This window comes from Nonomuraea rhodomycinica, assembly GCF_013363995.1.
GTDB classification, from domain to species: domain Bacteria; phylum Actinomycetota; class Actinomycetes; order Streptosporangiales; family Streptosporangiaceae; genus Nonomuraea; species Nonomuraea rhodomycinica.
In genome coordinates this window covers 285131-304059 of the sequence record NZ_JABWGO010000013.1, presented here as the reverse complement: position 1 = coordinate 304059, position 18929 = coordinate 285131, and the positions used below count along the sequence as shown (strand labels likewise).

At 74.4% G+C, this 18929-nt stretch carries 20 protein-coding genes; 11 read left to right on the top strand and 9 right to left on the bottom strand.

Annotated elements, in window-relative coordinates; all coding sequences use genetic code 11:
• The 3 genes from HT134_RS38650 to HT134_RS38640 all read left to right on the top strand — a co-directional run.
• Nucleotides 1-137, top strand: a 137-nt coding sequence (locus HT134_RS38650) for an aldehyde dehydrogenase family protein (protein WP_175605435.1), incomplete at its 5' end; no start/stop codon positions are given.
• Nucleotides 127-324, top strand: coding sequence for a hypothetical protein (locus tag HT134_RS38645; protein ID WP_175595187.1), 198 nt, complete (start codon nt 127-129; stop codon nt 322-324). The genes HT134_RS38650 and HT134_RS38645, both read left to right, overlap by 11 nt.
• Complete coding sequence (locus HT134_RS38640) at nt 317-1168, top strand: aldehyde dehydrogenase family protein (protein ID WP_175605434.1); 852 nt, start codon at nt 317-319, stop codon at nt 1166-1168. The genes HT134_RS38645 and HT134_RS38640 overlap by 8 nt, the downstream gene beginning before the upstream one ends.
• Nucleotides 1169-1265: 97 nt before the next feature.
• On the opposite strand, the gene HT134_RS38635 is transcribed toward HT134_RS38640, so the two are convergent.
• Nucleotides 1266-2606, bottom strand: a complete 1341-nt coding sequence (locus HT134_RS38635) for an FAD-binding oxidoreductase (RefSeq protein WP_246366284.1) — start codon at nt 2604-2606, stop codon at nt 1266-1268.
• A 71-nt stretch (nt 2607-2677) separates the two neighbouring features.
• Between HT134_RS38635 and HT134_RS38630 the strand changes: the two genes are divergently transcribed.
• Complete coding sequence (locus tag HT134_RS38630) at nt 2678-3574, top strand: LysR family transcriptional regulator (protein WP_175605432.1); 897 nt, start codon at nt 2678-2680, stop codon at nt 3572-3574.
• Here HT134_RS38630 and HT134_RS38625 read toward each other — a convergent pair.
• Nucleotides 3571-5007, bottom strand: coding sequence for an alpha/beta hydrolase (locus HT134_RS38625; protein WP_175605431.1), 1437 nt, complete (start codon nt 5005-5007; stop codon nt 3571-3573). The two genes, HT134_RS38630 and HT134_RS38625, sit on opposite strands and share 4 nt — an antisense overlap.
• A 117-nt stretch (nt 5008-5124) precedes the next feature.
• On the opposite strand from HT134_RS38625, the gene HT134_RS38620 reads away from it, so the two are divergent.
• The gene (locus HT134_RS38620; protein WP_175605430.1) at nt 5125-6174 is read left to right on the top strand and encodes a YihY/virulence factor BrkB family protein; all 1050 of its coding nucleotides are present in this window, start codon (nt 5125-5127) and stop codon (nt 6172-6174) included.
• 34 nt (nt 6175-6208) lie between these two features.
• Here HT134_RS38620 and HT134_RS46430 read toward each other — a convergent pair whose 3' ends face one another.
• The 4 genes from HT134_RS46430 to HT134_RS38600 form a co-directional block, all read right to left on the bottom strand.
• On the bottom strand, nt 6209-7783 hold the full coding sequence (locus HT134_RS46430; protein WP_246366282.1) for an amidase: 1575 nt from the start codon (nt 7781-7783) through the stop codon (nt 6209-6211).
• Nucleotides 7784-7888: 105 nt separating this feature from the next.
• Complete coding sequence (locus tag HT134_RS38610) at nt 7889-8614, bottom strand: hypothetical protein (RefSeq protein WP_175605429.1); 726 nt, start codon at nt 8612-8614, stop codon at nt 7889-7891.
• Between the two features lie 4 nt (nt 8615-8618).
• Entirely contained in the window at nt 8619-11195 is a 2577-nt protein-coding gene (locus HT134_RS38605) for an ATP-dependent RNA helicase (protein WP_175605428.1), read from the bottom strand.
• On the bottom strand, nt 11185-11604 hold the full coding sequence (locus HT134_RS38600; protein WP_175605427.1) for an ArsR/SmtB family transcription factor: 420 nt from the start codon (nt 11602-11604) through the stop codon (nt 11185-11187). The genes HT134_RS38605 and HT134_RS38600 overlap by 11 nt, the downstream gene beginning before the upstream one ends.
• A 57-nt stretch (nt 11605-11661) precedes the next feature.
• Here HT134_RS38600 and HT134_RS38595 point away from each other — a divergent pair, with 57 nt between their 5' ends.
• Nucleotides 11662-12858 carry an MFS transporter gene (locus tag HT134_RS38595; RefSeq protein WP_175605426.1) on the top strand — a complete coding sequence of 399 codons (1197 nt, stop codon included), beginning with the start codon at nt 11662-11664 and terminating at the stop codon, nt 12856-12858.
• Complete coding sequence (locus HT134_RS38590; protein ID WP_175605425.1) at nt 12830-13207, top strand: hypothetical protein; 378 nt, start codon at nt 12830-12832, stop codon at nt 13205-13207. The genes HT134_RS38595 and HT134_RS38590 overlap by 29 nt, the downstream gene beginning before the upstream one ends.
• A gap of 5 nt (nt 13208-13212) precedes the next feature.
• Here the strand turns inward: HT134_RS38590 and HT134_RS38585 are convergent, their stop codons facing one another.
• Together HT134_RS38585 and HT134_RS38580 are read right to left on the bottom strand one after the other, a co-directional pair.
• A complete protein-coding gene (locus HT134_RS38585; protein ID WP_175605424.1) occupies nt 13213-14043 on the bottom strand; it encodes an undecaprenyl-diphosphate phosphatase in 831 nt (276 codons plus the stop codon).
• Between the two features lie 123 nt (nt 14044-14166).
• Nucleotides 14167-14976, bottom strand: a complete 810-nt coding sequence (locus tag HT134_RS38580) for an NAD(P)H-binding protein (RefSeq protein ID WP_175605423.1) — start codon at nt 14974-14976, stop codon at nt 14167-14169.
• Nucleotides 14977-15050: 74 nt separating this feature from the next.
• Here HT134_RS38580 and HT134_RS38575 point away from each other — a divergent pair, with 74 nt between their 5' ends.
• From HT134_RS38575 to lipB, 4 genes are all read left to right on the top strand, one after another.
• A complete protein-coding gene (locus tag HT134_RS38575; RefSeq protein WP_175605422.1) occupies nt 15051-15974 on the top strand; it encodes an AraC family transcriptional regulator in 924 nt (307 codons plus the stop codon).
• Nucleotides 15971-16477, top strand: a complete 507-nt coding sequence (locus HT134_RS38570) for an HAD domain-containing protein (protein ID WP_175605421.1) — start codon at nt 15971-15973, stop codon at nt 16475-16477. Before HT134_RS38575 ends, HT134_RS38570 begins: the two co-directional genes overlap by 4 nt.
• Nucleotides 16478-16539: 62 nt before the next feature.
• Nucleotides 16540-16722 (top strand): PspC domain-containing protein, encoded by a 183-nt coding sequence (locus HT134_RS38565; protein ID WP_175595164.1) that lies wholly within the window; start codon nt 16540-16542, stop codon nt 16720-16722.
• 26 nt (nt 16723-16748) lie between these two features.
• Nucleotides 16749-17384: a lipoyl(octanoyl) transferase LipB gene (lipB, locus tag HT134_RS38560; RefSeq protein ID WP_175605420.1), complete on the top strand. Its 636-nt coding sequence runs from the start codon at nt 16749-16751 to the stop codon at nt 17382-17384.
• A gap of 11 nt (nt 17385-17395) precedes the next feature.
• Here the strand turns inward: lipB and HT134_RS38555 are convergent, their stop codons facing one another.
• On the bottom strand, nt 17396-18922 hold the full coding sequence (locus HT134_RS38555; RefSeq protein WP_175605419.1) for an amino acid permease: 1527 nt from the start codon (nt 18920-18922) through the stop codon (nt 17396-17398).
• Nucleotides 18923-18929 lie beyond the last annotated feature (7 nt).

Below are 18929 nucleotides of genomic sequence, written 5' to 3'. Positions count from 1 at the left end.
AGCGGCTGCGGGCCGGCGTGGTGTGGGCCAACACGTTCAACAAGTTCGACCCGGTCTCGCCGTTCGGCGGCTACAAGGAGTCCGGCTACGGCCGCGAAGGCGGTCTTCACGGGCTGGAGGCGTACCTTGACGTGTGACCATCGCCGCGCCCGTCGCCGGGCGCGCCGCGCCCAGGCCACCCGGGACCACGCCTACGCCCGCGCCGGACGGCCCGTACGCACCGGCTGGTACGCCCACCGCTGCGGCGTGAGCCGGTGCGGCCAGGTCTTCGTGCCGGTCGAGATGTCGCAGGAGATCACGTGGAGGGGACGCGGCGATGAGTAGGTTGGCCGTGCGCAAGACCTACAAGCTGTTCATCGGCGGGGCCTTCCCCCGCTCCGAGAGTGGGAGGTCCTACGCCGTGACCTCGCCCGATGGCGACTTCCTGGCCAACGCCGCCCGCGCCTCCCGCAAGGACGCCCGCGACGCGGTGGTGGCCGCGCGCAAGGCGTTCCCCGGCTGGTCCGGGGCGACGGCCTACAACCGGGGCCAGATCCTCTACCGGGTCGCCGAGATGCTGGAGGGCCGCCGCGCCCAGCTCGCCGGCGAGCTGGGGCTCGGGCGGGCCGAGGCGCTCGCCTCGGTGGACGCCGCCGTGGACCGGCTGGTCTGGTACGCGGGCTGGTCCGACAAGATCGCCGCCGTGCGCGGCACGGCCAACCCGGTGGCGGGGCCGTACTTCAACCTGTCGTCGCCGGAGCCGACCGGCGTGGTCGCGGTCGTCGCGCCCGCCGACCCGCTGCTGGGGCTGGTGTCGGTCGTGGCGCCCGTCATCGTCACGGGCAACACGTGCGTCGTGGTCGCCTCCGAGCCGTCGCCGCTCGCGGCGATCACGTTCGCGGAGGTGCTGGCGACGTCCGACCTGCCGGGCGGGGTGGTCAACGTCCTCACCGGCCACCAGGCAGAGCTGGCTCCGTGGCTGGCGGCCCACATGGACGTCAACGGGCTCGACCTGACCGGGGTGACGGACGCCGACCTGGCGCTGCGCTGCGAGCAGGAGGCGGCGGGCAACCTCAAGCGGGTGCTGCGGCCCGTGCCGGAGCCCGCCGACTGGACCGCCGACCCGGGCCTGACCCGCATGACCGGCTTCCTGGAGACCAAGACGGTCTGGCACCCGCTGGGCGTCTGACCGGTCCCGCCGCCGCTCGGGTCCATCCCCGGGCGGCGGTCTGCTGGAGTTCCTGGCGCTGGGCCCGGCGCTCGGGCTGCCCGCCGCCCGGCCCGCGTCATCGGGCCGGCGGGATGTTGTGGTTGAGGCGGAAGAGGTTGGCGGGGTCCCACTCCGCCTTGAGCGCGGCCAGGCGGCGGTGGACGTCCGGGGCGTAGGCCCTGCGCACCTCGTCGGGGTTGGCGTGCTCGCCGTACAGGAAGGTGAGCGCGCGACCTCCGGTGGACCACGGGGCCAGGGCCGCGCGCACCCGCTCGTGGGCGGGGCGCACGGGAGCGGGGTCGGCGCCCGCGTCCAGCCGCGACAGCAGCCCGGCGTGGAAGGCCGCGTCGCGGTTGCCGACCGCGTTGGCCGCGGGGCCGGGACGGGACAGCGCCCCGCCGAGGTGGCGCACCTCCACGACGTGGCCCGCGGCGGCCTCCTCCAGCGCGCCGGCCGCGGCCGGCGGCAGGTCGCCGAGCAGCGTGTGGGTCGCGTAGAACGCCAGGGGCCCCGCCGGGTCGTCGTGGATGGAGCCCGACTCGGCGTACGGCATGACCCGCACGGTGTCCTTCAGCGCGGGACCGAGCGCGCGCAGCCGCGCCACCAGCGGCTCGCCCACCTCCACCGGGCCCGGGTACGCGATGCGCACGTGGGCCACGCGGCGTCCGCGCAGCACCTCGGGCACCTGTGGGGCGTCGGGGAACGGGATGAGCGCGACCGAGGAGGTCATCTCCTCGGGCACCGTGTCCGTCCACTCACGCCAGGCGCCCAGCACGCCGTCCACCCGGTCCGCGTCCAGGAAGAGCGCCCCGCCGTACAGGTTCGTCACCGGCACCAGACCGATCTCCAGGGCCGTCACCACGCCGAAGTTGCCGCGCCCGCCCACCAGCGCCCAGAACAGGTCGGGGTCGCTGTCCGGCGTCACGCGCCGCAGCTCGGCGTCGGCGGTCACCACCTCGACGGCGCGCACCTGGTCGGCGGCGTAGCCGTGGGAGCGCGCGAGCAGCCCGACGCCGCCGCCCAGCGAGTACGACACCGCGCCCACCGAGGGCGCCGAGCCGGACAGCGGGGCCAGGCCGTACCGCGCCGCCCGCTGGATCACGGCCGACCAGCGCACCCCGGCCTCGACGCGGGCCGTCGCCGTGTCCGGGTCCACCCGCACGCCCGTCATCCGGCGGGTGCTGACGAGCAGCCCGCCCTCGGCCGGCACCGGCAGCCCGTGTCCCGTGGCCTGCACCCCCACCGGCAGGCCCTCCGCCACCGCGTACGCCACGGCGAGCCGCACGTCGTCCGCGTCCACCACGCCGGCCACGACGTCCGGCCGGTGCGCGGCGAGCGCCTGGAAACCGGTCCGCTCGTCGTCGTAACCCGCGTCGCCCGGCCGCAGCACCGGGCCCTTCATCTCCGTGAGGTCCATGCCTCTCATGCTGCGGGACCTGGATCAAGAAGTCCAAGAGATACTCATGCTGTTGTCTATAATCACCGGTTATGGAACTTCGGCAGCTCGCGTACTTCGTGGCCGTCGCCGAGGAGGCGAGCTTCACCAGGGCCGCCGCCTCGCTGCACGTCGCCCAGCCCGGGGTCAGCGCGCAGATCCGCCAGCTCGAACGGGAGCTGGGCCAGCCGCTGTTCGACCGGTCGGGGCGCGCCGTGCGGCTGACCGCGGCGGGGGAGGCCGTGCTGCCCTACGCGCGGGCCGCGCTCAGGGCCGTGGCCGGCGCCCGGCAGGTGGTGGACGAGCTGACCGGGCTGCTGCGCGGGCACGTGGTGATGGGCGCCGTCTCCCTGCCCGGCGTGCTCGACGTGCCGGGGCTGCTGGCCGACTTCCGCGACGCCCACCCGGCCGTCGAGATCACCCTCAAGGAGGCCGATCCGGAGACGGTGGTCCAGGAGGTGCGGTCCGGGCGGATGGACCTCGGGCTGCTCGGGCTAGGGCCCGGCGTGCCGGCCGGGCTCGACGTGCAGATCGTGGTGAGCCAGCCGCTCGTGGCGGCCGTGAGCCGCGATCACGAGCTGGCCGGGCGGTCCGGGATCGAGCTGGCCGACCTGGAGGGGCGGGCGCTGCTGTGCCTGCCGCTGGGCACCGGGCTGCGGGCGGCGCTGGAGGAGGGGTGCGCGGCGGCGGGGTTCCGGCCCCGGGTCTCGCTGGAGGCCAGCGAGCCGCTGGTGCTGGCCCGGCTCGCCGCCCGCGGCCTCGGCGTGGCCGTGCTGCCGGAGTCGGCGGTGAGCGCGGCCGGGAACCTGCTGCACGTCATGGAGCTCACCGGGCCGCGGCTGCGCGGGCGGATGGCGATCGCGTGGCGGTCGGAGGGCGAGGCCGGCCCGGCGGCCCGCGCGTTCGTCGCGCACGCCAGGAGGACGCTGCCCGACCTGGGCCTCGACTAGGGCGCCCGCCGGCAGACGGTCCCGGCCGGGGGAAGCGTCCCCGACGTCAGGTAGGCGTCGACGGCGGCCGTGGCGCAGGCCGCTCTGAGGTACGAGCTGTGCCCGTCGCCGCCGTTCTCGTCGTTCACCAGCAGCCCGGAGCCGTGGATGCGGGACGACAGGCTGCGCGCCCAGGACAGGGGCGTCGCGGGGTCGTGGGTGTTGCCGACCACGAGCACCGGCGGGACCCCGCGGACGTCCAGCGGGCGCTGCGGGTTCGTCGGCCGGATCGGCCAGCCGACGCAGCCGGCCGTCATGTCCCAGAACTCCGAGGTGCCCTTCAGGTGCGGCGAGAGCTTCCTGACCCGGTCGAGCCGGGCGCGCAGGTCGCGGTAGCCGCTGATGCCGTGGGCGATGTCGAGGCACAGGATCGACCGGTAGGCCGCCGTGCTCGCCGGGTCGTCCAGCGCGGACGCCCGGACGGAGGCGAAGATCGTGGCGTCGCCCTTCTCGGCCTGGGCGATGGCGTTGGCCAGGCCCTTGCCGTACTCCGGAAGCTGGTTGAGGAAGACGTAGGCGACGTAGCGCAGCTCCTCGGCGGTCAGCGGACGGCCGCCCGCGACCGGGATGGGCTCACGCTCGGCCCCGGTCACCAGGTCGTCCCACGCCTTCGCCACGTCGCGGCCGTGCAGCGCGCAGTCCGGCGTCTCGGCGCACCAGCGGGTGAAGCGGTCGAAGGAGTCCTCGACGGCGACGGAGGCGTCGGCGACGAGCCGCTCCGAGGGCAGGCTGTGGTCGACCGCGCCGTCGAGCGCCATCGTACGGACCCGGTGCGGGAACAGCCGGGCGTACTCGGCGCCCAGCATGGTGCCGTACGACTTGCCGAGGAAGCTGATCCTCTCCTCGCCCAGGGCGGCTCTGACCGCGTCGAAGTCGCGGGCGACGCTCGTGGTGTCGATCTCGCGCAGCAGGGGGCCGGTGCCCGACAGGCAGCTCACGCCGACGGCCCGGTTGTGCGCCACCAGCTCGCGGTACTCGGCGAAGGAGCCGGGGAACTGCGTCACGGCCGGGTCGTGGACCGGCCGCCCGCACGTCACGGCCGAGCTCCCGCCGACACCCCGCGGGTCGACGCCCACCACGTCGAACCGGCGCAGCAGCTCGTCGCTGACGGCGTACTGGGGGTAGTCGCGCAGCAGCATCGCGGCCTGGCCGCCGGGGCCGCCGGGGTTGAAGAACAGCGTGCCGAGGCGTTCGCCGGTGGCCTTGCGGCGTACGACCGACAGCTTGATCGTGCGGCCCGCCGGGGCGTCCCAGTCGAGCGGGACCTCGACGGCGCCGCACTCGGCCTGCCGCGTGCCGCAGGGCTGCCAGGCGACGGACGGCGGGGCGGGGGTCTCGGGCGGGTGCGGCGTCTGGGGCGACGCCAGGAGAAGTGCCAGGAGGACGTGTTTCACAGCGGCCATGCTGTCCGGGCGCCGGGTCACGGACATCGGCCGTCCGGTCGACCCGGCTCGGCCGGACGGCCGGGCTTACTACGCATTCCTCCAGAAAAGGGGTATAACGTCATCGCCGTGGGATCTACCGTGTCCGTCCCCCAGACGCGCACCATGAAGGGCGACGAGCTGTCCGCCGACGACGCGTGGGCGACCCTGCGCAAGTACGGCGGCTGGCATCTCACGCGCGACTCGCTGGTCCGGTTCCGGTACGGCGACGGCATGAGCCACTCGCGCGCGCTCGCCTTCCAGATCTGCCTGGCCATCATCCCCGGCGCCATCGCGCTGGTCGGGCTCAGCTCCGTCACCCACCAGGAGGAGCTCGGCCAGGTGCTCGAACTCACCCTGCGCCGCCTCGCCCCGGGCGACGGCGCGGCGGTCAAGCAGGCGCTGGGCAGCGGGCACCACGTCCGCGACGCGCTCGCCCTGTGGCTCGGCCTGGCGACCACGATGGTGGCGCTGACCACGGCGATGGCCCAGTTCGAGCGGGGCGCCAACCGCATCTACGGCGTGGAGCGCGACCGGCCGTTCCCCCGCAAGTACGCCCGGGCCGCCGTGCTCGCGCTGGTCGCCGGGGTCACCATGATCACGGGGTTCACGGTCATGGTCGGCGGCGGGGCCATCGGCGAGGCGATGACCGAGGTCTTCGGCTGGAGGGCCGGGACGCGGCAGGCGTTCGCGCTCGTCCGGTGGCCGCTCGGCTTCCTGCTCGCGCTGGTGTCCACGGTCACCCTGTTCAGGGCCTCACCCCGGCGCCGGCAGCCCGGGCACAGCTGGCTCGCCTTCGGCGCGCTGGTGGCGCTGGTCCTGTGGACGCTGTTCACGCTGGCCCTGGCCCTCTACACGGCCAACAACAGCACCTTCGGCGCCACGTACGGCCCGCTGACGGCGGTGATGGCGCTGTTGCTGTGGTCGTTCCTCAGCTCGATCGCGCTCTTCCTGGGGGTCGCGTTCGCGGCGCAGCTCGAAGCCTGCCGGGCCGGCTGCGTCCCGCCCGCGCACCCCGACACCGGACCCACGGCGGAGGAGGAACGCGAACCCCTGGTCGGGGCGGTCGGCTCCGCCGTGATCACGGCCGTGCGCCGCGTGGTCACGCTGCTGGGCAGGAAACGGCCCCGCGGGACCTGACGCAACGGCCCGCCGCCCCGAGAGGGGATCTACGTCAGGCGGACATGCCGGGCGGGCGGACGAGCGGGTGGGCGGCTTCGAGCTGCGCGGCCAGTCCGAGGAGCTGCGGCTCGCCGCCCGGCGGCGCGACGAGCTGCACCCCGATCGGCAGGCCGCTCGAATGCGTCGCGATCGGAACGGCCAGGGCGGGCCAGCCGCACATGTTCCACGGCCCCGTCGCCGGGGCGAACCTGATGTTGGCCAGCGCGTTGCGCGCGAACCCGCGCCCGCGCCAGCCGTCGGCCGCGGGCGGGACGGTGGCCAGGACCGGCGTGATCAGCACGTCCGCGTCGCCGAACCACTGGTCGGCCGCGTACGCCTGCCAGCGCGCCCGCCCGCGCGCCCCGTCCAGGCTCAGCGCCCTCAGCACCCGCCCGCCGCGCGCCAGGGCCAGGCTCCGCCGGTCCAGCCCGGGGCCGCCCGTCGCGATCGCCCGGCTCCCGCGACCGGGCCCGGGGCCGTCGTGCGCGATGGCGCGGCTCCCGCGGTCGTCGTTCGCGAGGGCCCGGCTCCCGCGATCGGGCCCTTTCCCCTTCCCCGCCGCGGGACGGGACAGCGCGTCCACGGCCTCGGCGGCGCGCGACAGCCACGCGGCCACGGTGGACGGCCCGAGCCAGAACGGCAGCCGCCGCTCGCGCTCCACGACCGTGTGCCCGGCCACCCGGAGCGTCTCGGCCGCCGCGCGCACCGCCGCCCGGAACTCCCGGTCCATCGGCAGCCCCGCCGGCAGCGGCTGCGGCGCGTACGCGATCCGCAGGTCGAACGGCTCCTCCTCGGCCGGCGGCGCGGGCGGCTCCCACACCTCGTCCTCGCCCGCCCACACCGAGCGCAGCATCCGGGGCGCCGGCTCCCGCCTTCTGCCCCCGCGCCACGACTCGGCCAGCGCGGGATCGGCCGCCAGCACCGACAGGGCCAGCGCCAGATCGGCGACGTGCGCCGCCAGGGGACCGTTCTCGCTCAGCCCGTCCCAGTCGTCGCCGGGCGGCGGCACCAGCCCCGCCCCCGGCTTCACGGCGAACACCCCGCAGGCCGCCGCCGGGATCCGCAGCGACCCCATGCCGTCGTTGCCCAGGGCGATCGGCACCATGCCCGCCGCCACGGCCGCGGCGCTGCCCGAGGAGGAGCCGCCGGCCGTACGGGAGAGGTTCCACGGGTTGCGCACGACGCCGTGGACGCTGTCGCCGAAGCCGGCCAGACCCAGCTCGGGCAGGTTCGTCAGGCCGACCACGACCGCGCCCGCCGCGCGCAGCCGGGCGACGGCCTCGTGGTCGCGCGGCTCCGGGGTCACGCCCGTCGCGGCCGAGCCGGCCCGCATGGCCTCGCCCGCCACCTCCAGGTTGTCCTTGACCGCCACCGGGACCCCGGCGAGCGGCAGGTCGGCGAGGTCCCGGCGCCCGCCCAGCGCCCGCGCCTCCTCCACGGCCCGCTTCCTGACCAGCCGGAACGCGCCCACCTGCGGGTCGCGCCGGGCGATCACGCCGAGATGCTCCTCGACGACCGCCTCGGCGCTCACCTCGCCGCGGCGCACGGCGGAAGCGATCTCGACAGCGGATCTTCCGGCCCACGACATGCCTAGAAGTGTGCAACGTCCGGACTCCGGTGGCGAGGCCCCTTTCCGGGGTAGTCCGTTCCGGCGCGATGAACGGAGCCTCCCCGCCGCCGGCCGGCGCTCGCGTCAGCCTCTGAGCCAGACCCGGAGGGGGCCGGTCGGGGTGAAGCCGTGGCGCTCCGCCGGGGCGGTGTCGCTCTCGTAGCCCACCAGGGGCCGGCCCGGGAACCGCCGCGCCGCCTGGGCGACCGTCCCGGCCCACGCGGTGTCGTCGTCGCAGCCGGCCGCGAAGACGTTGGAGACGCCCACCGCCTCGCCCGTGGAGGTCAGCACGGCGCCGCACACGAGCGCGCCGTCGCGCCGGCCGTACAGGATGGCGGCCTCCTCCAGCAGCGACGGCGGGAAGAGCCCGTCCGTCTCGCCGCCGAGGCAGGCCCGCTCCCACTCCCGCAGCTCGGACGCGGAGCGCACCCGCCCCCAGGCGACGTCCCCGGCCGGATCGGGCGCGGGGGCGGCGGGCCGGTGCAGCCAGCGCGCCTCGAACAGCACCCGGAAGCCGTGCGGGGCCAGGTCCAGGGTGGCGAAGCTGTCCTTGACCGAGGCGCCCGGCCCCGCGTCGATGCCGCCGAGCACGCCGGCCTCGGTGGCCGCGGGGGAGAGGGTGACGGCGTCGGGGTAGTAGGGCGGGGTGCGGCGCGGGCTGCTCCAGGCGTGGGCGGTGAAGCGGCCGGGCAGGCCGTGCGCGCGGCACATCGCGTCACACCACGCGGCGTTGTCCCGTGCCGCTTCGGCCACCACTGCGGCGGCGCCGGTGTGTGCCGGGCTGCCCGGGCGGGACTCGTCGGCGCGCATGCGGTCACGTTCTCCTGTTCGTACGGCTCGTGGGGGTCGCGGTCAGCGGGTCCTCCGGCCAGGGGTGCCGGGGGTAGCGGCCGCGCAGCTCCGCCCGTACCGCACGGTAGCCGTCGCGCCAGAACGACGCCAGGTCGGCCGTCACCGCCACCGGACGCCCGGCCGGGGAGAGCAGGTGAACGAGCAGCGGCACCCCCGCCACGGACGGCGCGCGCTCCCAGCCGAACAGCTCCTGGAGCTTGACCGCGAGCACCGGCCGCTCCTCCGAGTAGTCGATCCGGACCCGCGAACCGCTGGGCACCTCGACGCGCTCCGGCGCGACCGCGTCCAGCCGCTCGCTCCACGGGACCAGCCGCAGCAGGGCCGTGGCCACGTCGATCCGCTCCAGGTCGGCGCGGCGGCGGGCCCTGGACAGCTCGGGCTCCAGCCACCGGTCGGCCAGCTCCGCCAGGGCGTCCAGGCCGGGCCCGGCGCCGCCCACGTCCGGCCACGGCTCGCCGACGGCGCGGTGGCAGAACGCCAGCCGGGCGCGTACCGCCAGCGCCTCCTTCGTCCAGGTCAGGACGTCCTCGGTACGCAGGCCGTGCAGCAGGGCCGCGCGCACGTCGGCGTCGGGCAGCGGCGCGGCCGACAGCTCGATCGCGCCCAGTCGCTCGACGACCCGCGCGGAGACGTCGCCGCGCCGCTCACCAGGGAGCACGCGCCAGGCGACCTCCTCCTCGGCCGTGACGGGATGGGCCAGCCGCGCGGTCGCCTCGTCGATCTCCACGGCCTGCCGTACGCGCGCCGACGCCGAGCCGGTGGGACGGTCGGCCACCGCGACCGCCAGCCACGGCGCGCCGGCGAGCTTCGAGCCCTCGCCGAGCGCGGCGGCCGTGCCGGAGGCCATCAGATAGCCGCCGCCGCGCCGCCTGGCCACCCGCTCGGGGAACGCCAGGGCGACCACCAGCCCCGCGAACGCGTCATCGGCCAGGGCGGCGTCGCCACCGCTCCCGGCACCGCCCCGAGCGGCGCCACCGCCCCGAGCGGCGCCACCGCCCCGAGCGGCGTCACCGCTCTTAGCGGCGCCACTGCTCCTGACCACGCCATCGCTCCCCGACGCGCCAGGGGCGTCCCTGGAGACGGCGCGGTCCTCAGGCGCGAGGGACCTCGACAGACGCCTGACCTCCTGGCGCCAGCGGGAGGCGAAGGCGTCGCCGCCGCGCCGGGCCGACCGCCAGACCTCGACGAGGTCGTCGCCCGCCTCGCGCGGAAGCTGCTCCGACAGCAGCGCGACCACCTCGGCGGCGCGCGGACCGGCGTCGATGAGCGCCCGCGCCAGCCGGGGGTGCAGGCCCAGCCGGGCCATCCGCCGCCCCCGGGCGGTCACCCGGCCGCCGTCGAGGGCGCCGAGGCCGGTCAGGGTCGCGGTGGCGGCGGCCATCGCGGCGTCGGGCGGCGGGTCCAGCAGCGCCAGCGCCGCCGGGTCGGGCACGCCCCAGCAGGCCGCCTGCAGGGCGAACCCCGTCAGGTCGGCGAGCGCGATCTCGGGCCTCGGATGCTCGGCCAGCCGTTCGTGCTCGGCCTCGGTCCAGCAGCGGTACACGGCGCCGGGCGCCTCGCGGCCGGCCCGTCCGGCGCGCTGGACGGCGGCGGCCTTGGAGACGCGGACGGTCGTGAGCGAGCCGAGGCCGCGGGCGTGGTCGGTGCGCGGCTCGCGGGCCAGGCCGGAGTCCACGACCACGCGGACGCCCGGCACGGTCAGGCTCGACTCGGCGACCGACGTGGCCAGCACCACCCGGCGCCGGGTCCCCGGCGACAGGACCGCGTCCTGCACGCGGGCCGGAGCCTGCCCGTGCACCTGCAGGACCTCCACGTCCTCCACGTCCTCCACGTCCCCCGCGACGTCCCGCAACCGCCCGGCGACCCTGGCGATCTCGGCCGTGCCGGGGAGGAAGCACAGCACGTCTCCCTCGCGCTCGGCCAGGGCCCGCCGTACGACCTGGGCCACGTGGGCGAGCAGCGCCGGATCGACGCGCATCCCGTGGGGCGGCGGGAGCGGGCGGGCCGGCGGAGCCCACACGGTCTCCACCGGGTGGGGCGTGCCGGACGCCGCCACGACCGGCGCGCCGCCGAGCAGGCGGGACCACGGCGCGGCGTCGGCCGTGGCGGAGGTGGCCAGCAGGCGCAGGTCAGGGCGGAGCGTCTCGCGCACGTCGAGGAGGAAGGCGAGCGCGGTGTCGGCGTCCAGGTGACGCTCGTGGCACTCGTCCAGCACGACGACGTCCGTGCCGGGCAGCTCGGGGTCGTGCTGGAGACGCTGGAGGAGCAGGCCGGTGGTGACGACCTCGACCCTCGGGTCGGCGCCGGTGTGCCGCTCGCCGCGGATCGCGTAGCTCACCCCCATGCGGCGGGCCGCGGCGCGCACGGCCAGCCGCCGCGGCTCGGCCACCAGCACGCGCAGCCCGGCGTCGGCCAGGGCGAGGGGCACGACGGTGGTCTTGCCGCTGCCCGGCGGCGCGGTCAGCACCGCCGTGCCGTGCGCGTCGAGCGCGCTCAGCAGCTCGGGGAGCGCGTGACGTACGGGCAGCTCATTCGCCATGCGCGGGGACGCCTTGAGTGAGGATGCCTTGAGCCAGGACGCCGGCACCGTCGCCCTGCCCGGCGTCGTCGGCGTGCGCGGCGGCCTGCCCGGTGTCGTCGGCGTGCGCGGCGGCGAGGACGGCGTCGAGCAGGCCGGGGAAGCGGGCGTCGAGGTCGTCGCGGCGCAGGCGCATGAACTTCAGCCGCCCGACCTGCCGGGTCATCACCACGCCCGCCTCGCGCAGCGTGCGGTAGTGGTGCGAGGCCGTGGACTTGTGCACGCCGAGCTCCTCGCCCACCCCCGAGCACGTCTGCTCCTTCCGGGCGGCGAGCCGGACGACGATCTCCATGCGGACCGGGTCGGACAGCGCGCGGAGAACCTCGGTGAGCTGGATGGACTCCGTCGCCGGATGAGGCAGCAGGCGCATGCTCCGACCCTATCTCCGTTTAATCGTTTGACAACCATAAAACCTTAGGACAGTTTGATGGACGTCCAACTGACGCGTACGGAGGATGATGTGACCACCCGGCTCTACCCCTTGGCGCTGGGCAACTTCGCCGTCGGCACCGGGATGTTCGTGACCGCAGGGCTGCTGCCGCCGATCTCCCGGGACCTCGCCGTCTCCCCCTCGGCCGCCGGGCAGCTCATGACCGTCTTCGCCCTGGCCTACGCCGTGCTGTCGCCCCTGCTCGCCGCAGCCACGGCCCGCATGTCGCGCCGCGCGCTGCTGCTCGTCGCGCTGGCCGTCATGGTCGCGGGCAACGCCCTGACCGCCCTCGCGCCCACGTACCCGCTGGTCATGGCGACGCGCGTGGTGGCCGCGGCCGGAGCGGCGATGTTCACGCCCACGGCGTCCGGCGTGGCGACGGCGCTGAGCTCGCCCGAGCGCCGGGGCCGGGCCCTGGCGCTGGTCATGGGCGGGCTGAGCGTCGCCACGGCCATCGGCGTGCCGCTGGGCACCTGGCTGGGCGGCGTCGCGGGCTGGCGGGCCGTGATGTGGCTGGTCGTCGGGCTCGGCATCGTCGGTCTCGTGGGCGTGGCCGCCGTGGTGCCGAACGTGGAGGTGCCCACCTCGGGCCGGCTGGCCGAGCGGTTCGCGCCGCTGGCCGACCGGCGGATGCTCGCGGTGCTGGCCACCCAGCTGCTCTTCTTCGCCGGCGGGTTCACCGCCTACGTCTACATCGGCTCGCTGTTCGACCTGCCGCTGCCCGCCGTCCTATGGGCGTGGGGCGTGGGCGGCGTCGTGGGCAACCAGCTCGGCGGGCGGCTGACCGACGCGTACGGGCCGCGCCGCATGGTGCTGATCGGCCTGGCCGCCTCCACCGTGGCGCTCGCGCTCATCCCCGTCGCCAACCTCGCCCTGCCCGTCGCGCTGGTGTGGGCGTTCCTGTGGGGCGCGCTCGGCTGGATGATCGCCCCCGCGCAGCAGTACCGGACGGTCGGCGCCGTGCCCGGCAACGTGTCGATCGGCCTCGGCCTGCTCGCCTCCGCGCAGTACTTCGGGCTGTTCCTGGCGGGCGTCACGGGCGGGGTCGCCCTCGGCTGGTACGGCCGGGCGGGCGTCGAGATCCTGGCGACCGCGATCGCCCTGGTGGGGGCGCTGTTCACGCTGGCGACCTATCGGCGCGCCAAGGATGCCGCAGAATGGGCGGGTGTCCGAACAGCAGATCGACCCGCGTGACGAGCCGGCGCCCTTCGGCGCCGTCGTCCTCCTGACCGTCGCCTCGGCCGTGGCCGTCATGGTCGTCACCAGCCTGCTCGACCAGCCGCCCGGCCTGAAGTTCCTGCTGCTCGGGCCGATCGCGCTGGTCGTGTTCGAGGTGATGGTCCACGAGGTGTGGTGGCAGCGCTGGTGGGGCGCGGTGCCGGGAGCCGTGCTGGGGCTGACGCTGTACTTCGAGGGCCGCGAGGCGCTGGGCGACGTCGTCGGCGACTCCTGGGCCCATCCGATCGCGTACGTCGCGGCCTGGGCCCTGTTCGCCGTCGTCTTCGCCGTGGCCAGCCGCTATCCGCGCACCCTGAGCGCCTGACGGCCTCAGCCCTGGGCGGGGATCCAGCCCAGCGTGACCGCGAGGATCACGAACAGGCCGAGCGCGATGCGGTAGACGACGAAGCCGGTGAAGCGGTGCTTGCTGATGTACCGCAGGAACCACGCCACCGCCGCGTAGCCGACGACGAACGAGATGAGCGTGGCCAGGATCGTCGGCCCCCAGGCCGGCGCCTGTCCCTCGCCGATCTCGCGCAGCTCCAGCAGGCCCGACGACAGCACGGCCGGGATGGCGAGCAGGAAGGAGTACTTCGCGGCGTCCTCGCGGCGGTAGTCGAGCAGGAGGCCCGCCGTGATGGTGCCGCCGGAGCGGGAGACGCCCGGGATGAGCGCGAGCGCCTGGGCGAAGCCGTACACGATGGCATGGGGGAAGCTGAGGTGCTTCTCCAGCGTGAGCTTGTTGCGGGCGGTGCGGTCGGCCCACCACAGGATGAGGGCGAAGACCACCAGCGTGGTGCCCACCAGCCGCAGGTCGCGGAAGACCGTCTCGATCTGGTCCTTGAGCAGCAGGCCGAGCACGCCGATGGGCAGGCTGCCCACGATGACGTACCAGCCCATGCGGGCCGCGTAGTGGGAGCGCAGCGCCGGCTTGAACAGGGATCGCGTCCAGATGGAGACGATCTCCCAGATCTCGTGCCGGAAGTAGATCAGCACGGCGGCCTCCGTGCCGAGCTGGATCACCGCCGTGAAGGCGGCACCCGGGTCCTGCCAGCCGAAGAACGCCGACACCACCCGGATGTGGGCGCTGGAGGAGATGGGCAGGAACTCGGTCAGCCCCTGGAGGAGGCCGAGCACCACCGCTTCGAACCAGCCGATCACCGGAGCACCTTTCCTGAGCAGCGGGAGTGACGGTGTGAGGCTAGCGGATGCGGTGGCCGAGCCGTTGCTCGCCTGGAGGCGCCCGCCGCACGAGCGCCGCCCACGCGAGATGCACGTTACGGGTCACCTCCCCAGGTCACGGGCCCAGTTCCGGGCGAAGGCGGCGAAGTCGCGCGCCGGCCGGCCGAGCGCCTCGCGAACCCCGTCCACCACGTACGCGTTGCGCCCGTCCAGCACCTCGGCGAACAGCGCGTTCAGCGTCTCGATGTCCTCCGCGGGCACGCCCGCCTCCGCGGCGCCCGCGGCGAACTCCTCCGGCTTGACCGGCGCGTACTCCACCGGTTCGCCCAGCGCGGCCGACAGCTCGGCGGCGGCGTCGGCGAACGTCAGCAGCCGTGGCCCGGTCAGCTCGTAGACCCGTCCGGCGTGCCCGTCCCCGGTGAGCGCCGCCACGGCCACGTCCGCGATGTCGTCGGCGTCCACGAACGGCTCGGCCACGTCCCCGGCGGGCAGCGCGATGACGCCCGCCTGGACGGCGTCCAGCAGGTAGCCCTCGTTGAAGTTCTGCATGAACCAGGCGCAGCGGACGATCGTCCACTCCAGCCCCGACTCCTGGACGATGCGCTCGCACGCCTGGGCCTCCGGCTCGCCCCGGCCGGACAGCAGCACCATCCGCCGGACGCCGCTGTCGACGGCGAGCTCGGTGAGCGCGCGGATGTCGGCCCGCGAGCCGGGCACGGCCAGGTCGGGGTAGTAGGTGACGTACATCGACTCGGCGCCCTGGAGGGCGGCCGGCCAGCCGTCGAGGTCGGCCCAGTCGAAGGCCGGCGAGGAGGAGCGGGACCCCGACCGCACGGGACGGCCGAGAGCGGTGAGCCTGTCGATCACACGGCGGCCGGTCTTGCCGGTGCCGCCCAGCACCAAAGTTGTCATGGCTCCAGTAAGCCCGGAGATCGCTGGACTCTCCATGGTTGAGAAGCGCACTTCCATATGCGATCGTCTAACCCATGGATCATCTGGCCGCGATGCTCGACGGCCCTCGCGCCCGCGGCGCCTTCCTGCTCCGCTCGCTGCTCGACCCGCCGTGGTCGCTGCGCGTGCAGGACGAGGCGCCGCTGACCCTCGCCGCGCTCGTGCGGGGCACGGCCTGGGTGGTGCCGGACGCCGGCGCCCCCGTGCGGCTCTCCCCGGGCGAGGTGGCCCTGCTGCGCGGCCCCCACCCGTACACCGTGGCCGACGACCCGGCCACCCCGCCGCAGATCGTCATCCACCCCGGCCAGCGCTGTACGACGCTCGACGGCGAGGCGGTCTACCAGTCGATGGAGCTGGGCGTGCGCACCTGGGGCAACGACCCCGACGGCTCGACCGTGCTCATCACCGGCACGTATCAGATGGACGGCGAGATCAGCAGGCGGCTGCTGGACGCGCTGCCGCCGCTGCTGGTCCGGCCCGGCGGCCCGGTGATCGGGCTGCTCGGCGCCGAGATCGTCCGGGACGACCCCGGCCAGGAGGTGGTGCTCGACCGGCTGCTCGACCTGCTGCTCATCTCCACGCTCCGGTCGTGGCTGAACGACGACGACGCCCCCGCCTGGTACCGCGCGCAGAGCGACCCCGTGGTGGGCCGGGCCCTGCGCATGATGCACCACAACCCCGCCCACCCGTGGACGGTGGCCTCGCTCGCCGCCGCGGCCGGCGTCTCGCGGGCGTCGCTGGCCAGGCGCTTCACCGAGCTGGTGGGGGAGCCGCCGATGGCGTTCCTCACCGACTGGCGGCTCGCGCTGGCCGCCGACCTGCTGCGCGAGCCCGACGCCACGATCGGCTCCGTGGCCCGCAAGGTGGGCTACGGCAGCTCGTTCGCGCTCAGCGCCGCCTTCAAGCGCGTACGCGGGATCAGCCCCCAGGAGCACCGGGCCGGGGCGGGCAGCCGATGAAGCCGCTGCTGCTGCTCGACGTGGACGGGGTGCTCAACCCGTTCCGGCGGCCCGACCCCGGGTACCGGCGCTACCGGTGCGAGATCGGCGGCCAGGTCTACACCGTCCACCTCAACCCCGGGCACGGCGCCCGGCTGCTGGAGCTGGCCATCGCGACGGGCGCGGAGCTGGCCTGGGCCACCACCTGGGAGCACCACGCCAACGAGTGGATCAGCCCGCGCGTCGGTCTGCCCGAGCTGCCCGTCGTGCCCATGGGGCCGGTGCTGGGCAGCGCGGCGGGGGAGATGTTCAAGACCCCGCACGTGGCCGAGTACGTCGAGCGCAGGCCGTTCGTGTGGTTCGACGACCAGGTGCGCCGGGAGGACGAGGACTACCTCAGGGGGCACCGGGGTCTGGACGACTTCCTGCTCGTTCCGGTGAACCCGAGAGACGGCCTGACCAGCGCGCATCTGGACGCGGCCCGCCGGTGGCTGACCCTGTCAGGGTTTTCTCAGGGTCCCTGAGGGGAGAGCGGACCTCTGGTTGTCCGTTGTTCAGGACAGGTGCAACCACACGGAGGAGACAGATGTACCGCTCACGAGAGCACAGGATCCTGGCCGGCGTCTGCGGCGGTCTCGCCGACAAGATGGGCCTGCCGCCCACGCTGGTTCGCATCCTGTGGCTGATCCTGTCGCTGCTTCCCGGCCCCATGTGGGTCCTGTACGTCGCCATGTGGATCCTCGTCCCGGAGGAGCCGAGGAAGTACTGACCTGTGGGGCGTTCTATCCTCGAACCATGAAGCCCAGGCCGCTGACCCTCATCCAGGACGAGCTGGTCGACTACGACAAGGCGATGGAGCGCATGGGCGACCTGGTCGCCGAGCGCCAGCGAGACGAGCGGCCGGACACGCTCTGGCTGCTCAGCCACCCGTCGGTCTACACCGTCGGCCGCCGCACCCCGGCGGCCCACCTGCCCGACCCGTCGCGCGGCATCCCCGTGGTCGAGACCGGCCGCGGGGGGCAGCTCACCTACCACGGCCCCGGCCAGCTCGTGGGCTACCTCATCGTCAAGCTGGCCGAGGGCGAGGGCATCGTGGACTACGTCCGCGAGGTGGAGCTCCGGCTGGTCGAGGCGCTGGGCGCGCTGGGGCTGCCGGCCGAGCGCCGCGACACCCCGCCGGGCTCGGAGCTGCTGACGGGCGTCTGGACGACGGCCACCGGGCGCAAGGTCGTCTCGATCGGCATGCGGCAGAGCCGCGGCGTCACCAGCCACGGCTTCGCCCTCAACGTCGACGGCGACCTGGAGCCCTGGAACTGGGCGGTGGCCTGCGGCATGCCCGACGTGGACATGACCTCGCTCAAGCGCGAGCTGGGCGAGACCTCCATGGAGCGGGTCCGCGCGGCCGTGGCGGCCTCCTTCGAGGCCGCCTGACCGCTCCGGCGTCAGCTGATCGGCAGTTCGTCGACGGTGCGGCGGGGGCCGGTGAACCAGTGGCGGGCCGACAGGACCCACCACAGGGCGATGGCGAGCAGCACGCCCCCCACCGCGAGCGGCGCGTAGTTGACCGACGTCCAGGTGAAGTCCGGGTCGCCCGGCACGCCCGCCGGTGACAGCGGCATGATGAAGTACACCGACACGATGGCGATCTCCACGCAGGCGATCCAGCCCATCACCCGGTACTTCCGGCCCAGCGTCCAGGGCCCCGGCCGGAACCGGTCGCCCATCTTCAGCCGCAGCCAGATCGGGATGATGAACGCCAGGTACAGCCCGATGACCGCGATCGACACCACGGCGTAGAAGGCCACCGGGGTGGTCGTGCCGGCGGGCGCGTACAGGGCGGGCAGGGTGATCAGCGCGGCCACCGCGCAGCCCGCGATGATGGCGTTGACCGGGGTGCGGTTGCGGTCCACCTTGGACCACAGCCGCCAGCCCGGCACCGCGCCGTCGCGCGAGAACGCGTACGTCATCCGCGACATCGAGGTCACGCAGCTCATCCCGCAGAAGAACTGGCCGATCGTGGAGATGGCGAACACCACGGTGGCCAGCGGCGAGGAGAGCGCGGTCTCGAAGATGGCGCCGACGAAGCCGGACTGCTTGTTGATCTCGTCCACGTGCGTCGCGGCGAACAGGAACGACAGCAGCAGGATCCAGCCGCCGATCGCCGAGTAGAAGATCGACTGCCACAGGCCGCGCGCCGCCGTCGTGGCCGCGCCCTGGGTCTCCTCCGAGACGTGCGCGCAGGCGTCGAAGCCGGTGATCGTGTACTGCGTGAGCAGGAAGCCGAGCGGCAGCACGTACAGCCAGAACGTGAAGCCGTTGGTGGAGCCGAAGCCGGAGTTGTTGAGCTGCTCGGTGAAGACGAACGCCGCGGACTGGTGGTGGTCCGGCGCGAAGATCAGGATGGCGACGATGATCGCGGCGCCGGCCACGTGCCACCAGACGGAGATGTTCTGCAGCAGCGAGATCAGGCGGTGGCTGTAGATGTTGATCAGCGCGTGGAGGACGAGGATGATCACGAAGAGGAGGAACGCCTGCGGCAGCGTGGCCTCCCAGGCGCCGCCCGTCAACCGGTTGAGGGTGATGCTCAGGAAGGTCGCGCAGCCGTAGTCCACGGAGGCGGTCACCGCGATGAGCCCGATGAGGTTGAGCCACCCCGTGAACCAGCCGTGGATCGGCTTGCCCATGGTGGCGGCCCACCAGTAGATCCCGCCCGCGGTCGGATAGGCCGAGACCAGCTCCGACAGGCAGAACCCGATGATGAGGATGAACGCGGAGATCAGCGGCCAGCCCCACGAGATGGCGATGGGGCCGCCGTTGTTCCATGCCTGTCCGAAGGTCGTGAAGCAGCCGGCGAGGATCGAGATGATGGAGAAAGAGATCGCGAAGTTGGAGAAACCGCTCCAGGTCCTGGCCAGCTCCTGCTTGTAGCCGAGCTCGGCGAGCCGCCTGGAATCCTCTTCAGTGGTCATGAAATCT

Bases quoted from the DNA above. Each gene is read 5' to 3' on its own strand.
- HT134_RS38640 (WP_175605434.1), top strand. From the start codon at position 317: ATGAGTAGGTTGGCCGTGCGCAAGACCTACAAGCTGTTCATCGGCGGG.
- HT134_RS38635 (WP_246366284.1), bottom strand. From the start codon at position 2,606: ATGGACCTCACGGAGATGAAGGGCCCGGTGCTGCGGCCGGGCGACGCG.
- HT134_RS38630 (WP_175605432.1), top strand. From the start codon at position 2,678: ATGGAACTTCGGCAGCTCGCGTACTTCGTGGCCGTCGCCGAGGAGGCG.
- HT134_RS46430 (WP_246366282.1), bottom strand. From the start codon at position 7,783: ATGTCGTGGGCCGGAAGATCCGCTGTCGAGATCGCTTCCGCCGTGCGC.
- HT134_RS38610 (WP_175605429.1), bottom strand. From the start codon at position 8,614: ATGCGCGCCGACGAGTCCCGCCCGGGCAGCCCGGCACACACCGGCGCC.
- HT134_RS38605 (WP_175605428.1), bottom strand. From the start codon at position 11,195: ATGGCGAATGAGCTGCCCGTACGTCACGCGCTCCCCGAGCTGCTGAGC.
- HT134_RS38600 (WP_175605427.1), bottom strand. From the start codon at position 11,604: ATGCGCCTGCTGCCTCATCCGGCGACGGAGTCCATCCAGCTCACCGAG.
- HT134_RS38595 (WP_175605426.1), top strand. From the start codon at position 11,662: ATGGACGTCCAACTGACGCGTACGGAGGATGATGTGACCACCCGGCTC.
- HT134_RS38580 (WP_175605423.1), bottom strand. From the start codon at position 14,976: ATGACAACTTTGGTGCTGGGCGGCACCGGCAAGACCGGCCGCCGTGTG.
- HT134_RS38575 (WP_175605422.1), top strand. From the start codon at position 15,051: ATGGATCATCTGGCCGCGATGCTCGACGGCCCTCGCGCCCGCGGCGCC.
- HT134_RS38570 (WP_175605421.1), top strand. From the start codon at position 15,971: ATGAAGCCGCTGCTGCTGCTCGACGTGGACGGGGTGCTCAACCCGTTC.
- HT134_RS38565 (WP_175595164.1), top strand. From the start codon at position 16,540: ATGTACCGCTCACGAGAGCACAGGATCCTGGCCGGCGTCTGCGGCGGT.
- lipB (WP_175605420.1), top strand. From the start codon at position 16,749: ATGAAGCCCAGGCCGCTGACCCTCATCCAGGACGAGCTGGTCGACTAC.
- HT134_RS38555 (WP_175605419.1), bottom strand. From the start codon at position 18,922: ATGACCACTGAAGAGGATTCCAGGCGGCTCGCCGAGCTCGGCTACAAG.